The sequence below is a fragment of the Pseudogemmobacter sp. TB195 genome (assembly GCF_058313095.1).
Genome location: NZ_JBZEGG010000071.1, coordinates 1 through 2,735 on the forward strand (window position 1 = coordinate 1; position 2,735 = coordinate 2,735).

Genomic DNA, 2,735 nt, shown 5'->3' on the forward strand with positions numbered 1-2,735 from the left:
GGCGCCGATACCCGGGATTGTCATCAGCAATTTGGCAGCCTTGCTATTGCGCGCCGCCGCCAACAACTGCCGGTCCAGGTTGGCAACATGCTTGCGGATAGTAAGCGGTGTCCCGGCGCCACCTTTCGCTCTGGGGTGCGAATGGTGATGCTCGAAGCGTTTGAGGGCTTCGACATATGCCGATTTCAGAGTTTACGCTTAAGTCCAGGGATGATGAGCCGGTCCGCCGGCTTGAGATCTTCACGGGCTCGGGTCGCCGGCGGGACTGGTCGCCGGAGGAGAAGGACCGGATTGTCGCCGAAAGCCACGAGGGGTCCGGGACGGTCTCTGCCGTGGCTCGTCGGCACGGCCTGACGCCGCAGCAACTGTTCACGTGGCGTCGGGAAGCGCGCCGGCGCATGGAAGCTGAGACGCTGCCCGCTTTCGTGCCAGCAGTCCTGGTCGAGGCCGAACCCATGGCCGCGAAGAAACAGAAGCGGCGCGGGCCACGGCCAACATCCGGGGCCATCGAGATTGAGGCGTCAGGGGTCACGGTAAGGTGCGGCGATGGCGCCTCGCCGGCCACGATCACCGCCGTGATCCGTGCCCTGAAAGGCGCGCCATGATCGGCCCTACCGGCGCTGTGCGCGTCATGGTGGCGACCCGGCCAGTAGACTTCCGCAAGGGCGCGGACGGCCTGGCGGCGCTGGTCCGCGAGACGATGGACGCCGACCCATTCTGTGGGGCGATCTATGTCTTTCGGGCGAGGCGTGCGGACCGGATCAAGCTCGTCTACTTCGACGGGACCGGGGTGTGCATGCTGGCGAAGCGTCTGGAAGACGGGAGGTTCTGCTGGCCCGCCATCACCGATGGCGTGGTCAGGCTGACGGCGGCGCAGTTACAGGCGCTGCTCGAAGGGCTGGACTGGCGGCGCGTTCATGAGGCTCGTGAGACGCGTACGCCGGTCGCGGCAAGTTGATTCCTGGGGCGGCGAAAGCGCTGGCAACGCACTGGAATCCAATGTCTAATCGGTTCCGTGAGCACTCCGGCCGAACCTCTGACAACTGATCCGCTCGCCCTTCAGGCGATGCTCGCCGCCGAGCGCGCCGAGAACGTGCGGTTGCGCCAGATCATCAGGGAACTGCAGCGTCACCGCTTCGGTCGCAGGGCGGAGAGCCTGCCCATGGACCAGTTGCTGCTGGCCCTGGAAGAGGTCGAGCAGGTTGAGGCAGAAGGCCTCGCTGCCCAGGAAGCCGCCGATCCTGCAAAGCTTGAGGCCCGCGTCAGAAAGCGCCGCGCCAACCGCGGCTCACTGCCCGCACACTTGCCGCGCATCGAGCAGGTCATCGATATCCCCGACAGGACCTGCCCGTGCTGCAAGGGGATGCTGCACGTCATGGGCGAGGACCGCTCCGAACGCCTCGACATCGTCCCGGCCCAGTTCCGGGTGATCGTCACGCGCCGCCCGAAGTACGCCTGCCGGAGTTGCGAGGAAATTGTGCTGCAGGCGCCGGCTGCGGCGCGTCTTGTCGAAGGCGGCATCCCGACCGAAGCGACAGTCGCCCACGTGCTGGTCAGCAAATACGCCGATCACCTTCCGCTTTACCGCCAGTCCCAGATCTATGCCCGTCAGGGCGTGAACCTCGACCGCTCGACGCTCGCTGACTGGGTCGGCAAGGCGGCCTTCCTGCTGCGACCGGTCCACGAGCGCCTGTTCGAACAGCTGAAGACCTCATCGAAGCTCTTCGCCGACGAGACGACCGCGCCAGTGCTCGATCCCGGGCGCGGCCGCACAAGGACGGGTCAGCTGTTCGCCTATGCCCGTGACGATCGCCCCTGGGGCGGGATCGATCCACCCGGCGTCGCATACATCTATGCTCCTGACCGAAAGGCTGAGCAGCCGCTTCGCCACCTTCAGGGCTTCGCCGGCATCCTGCAGGTCGACGGCTATGCCGGCTACCGGGTGCTGGCCGGGCGCAGCGCCATCAGCCTGGCGTTCTGCTGGGCGCATGTCCGTCGCCGCTTCTATGAACTGGCGCAATCCGGTCCGACGCCGATTGCAACGGAGGCGCTCCGGCGCATCGCGGAGCTTTACAGGATCGAGAATGAGATCCGGGGGCGCCCGGCGGAGGAGCGCCGCGCCGCTCGCCAGGAAAAAAGCCGGCCGATCATGGATGCTCTTGAGGAGTGGCTACGCGAGAAGCTCGCCCTGGTCAGCCAGAAGAGCAAGCTCGCTGAGGCGATCCGCTACGCGCTCACGCGCTGGCCCGGACTGGCCCGTTTCCTGGAGGACGGCCGCGTCGAGATCGACTCCAACGTGGTCGAGCGCTCCATCAGACCAATCGCCCTCAATCGGAAGAACGCGCTCTTCGCCGGCTCCGACGGCGGCGGAGAGCACTGGGCGACAATCGCCTCGCTAATCGAGACCGCGAAGCTCAACGGCGTCGACCCGTATCTTTACCTCGCCGACGTCATTACCCGCATCGTCGCCGGACATCCGCAAAGCCAGATCGACGACCTGCTGCCATGGGCCTACGCCTCGGACCCAATCAAGGCCGTGGCCTGAGAACAGCGGTTACATCCGGTGGCAGGTGCGGCGGTGCGCTACGGGAGAGGTCGCCCCTATGGCGCGCGGAGGCGACATACGCTCCTGGCGGGTGGAGGAACGCGCATCCATGGGAGGCACGCAAGGACATCACGCTGGAAGAGTTGCGCCAGGCGCTGGCAGGGATTGGCCTGACTGTTTCCTTGGCGGG

3 protein-coding genes are annotated in these 2,735 nt (G+C 66.2%); all 3 read left to right on the plus strand.

Annotation, left to right across the window (positions count from 1 at the left end):
• The first annotated feature begins 176 nt into the window (after positions 1-176).
• The 3 genes from tnpA (at position 177) to tnpC (ending at position 2,545) form a co-directional block, all read left to right on the plus strand.
• Positions 177-605 (plus strand): IS66-like element accessory protein TnpA, encoded by a 429-nt coding sequence (gene tnpA / locus AC4FS3_RS28535; RefSeq protein ID WP_491023344.1) that lies wholly within the window; start codon positions 177-179, stop codon positions 603-605.
• Positions 602-958: an IS66 family insertion sequence element accessory protein TnpB gene (gene tnpB / locus AC4FS3_RS28540; protein ID WP_191321595.1), complete on the plus strand. Its 357-nt coding sequence runs from the start codon at positions 602-604 to the stop codon at positions 956-958. Before tnpA ends, tnpB begins: the two co-directional genes overlap by 4 nt.
• Before the next feature lie 108 nt (positions 959-1,066).
• Complete coding sequence (gene tnpC / locus AC4FS3_RS28545; protein ID WP_491023345.1) at positions 1,067-2,545, plus strand: IS66 family transposase; 1,479 nt, start codon at positions 1,067-1,069, stop codon at positions 2,543-2,545.
• Positions 2,546-2,735: the final 190 nt, after the last annotated feature.

Excerpts from the sequence above, each read along its gene's own strand:
- tnpA (WP_491023344.1), top strand. The coding sequence starts at position 177 with ATGCCGATTTCAGAGTTTACGCTTAAGTCCAGGGATGATGAGCCGGTC.
- tnpB (WP_191321595.1), top strand. The coding sequence starts at position 602 with ATGATCGGCCCTACCGGCGCTGTGCGCGTCATGGTGGCGACCCGGCCA.
- tnpC (WP_491023345.1), top strand. The coding sequence starts at position 1,067 with ATGCTCGCCGCCGAGCGCGCCGAGAACGTGCGGTTGCGCCAGATCATC.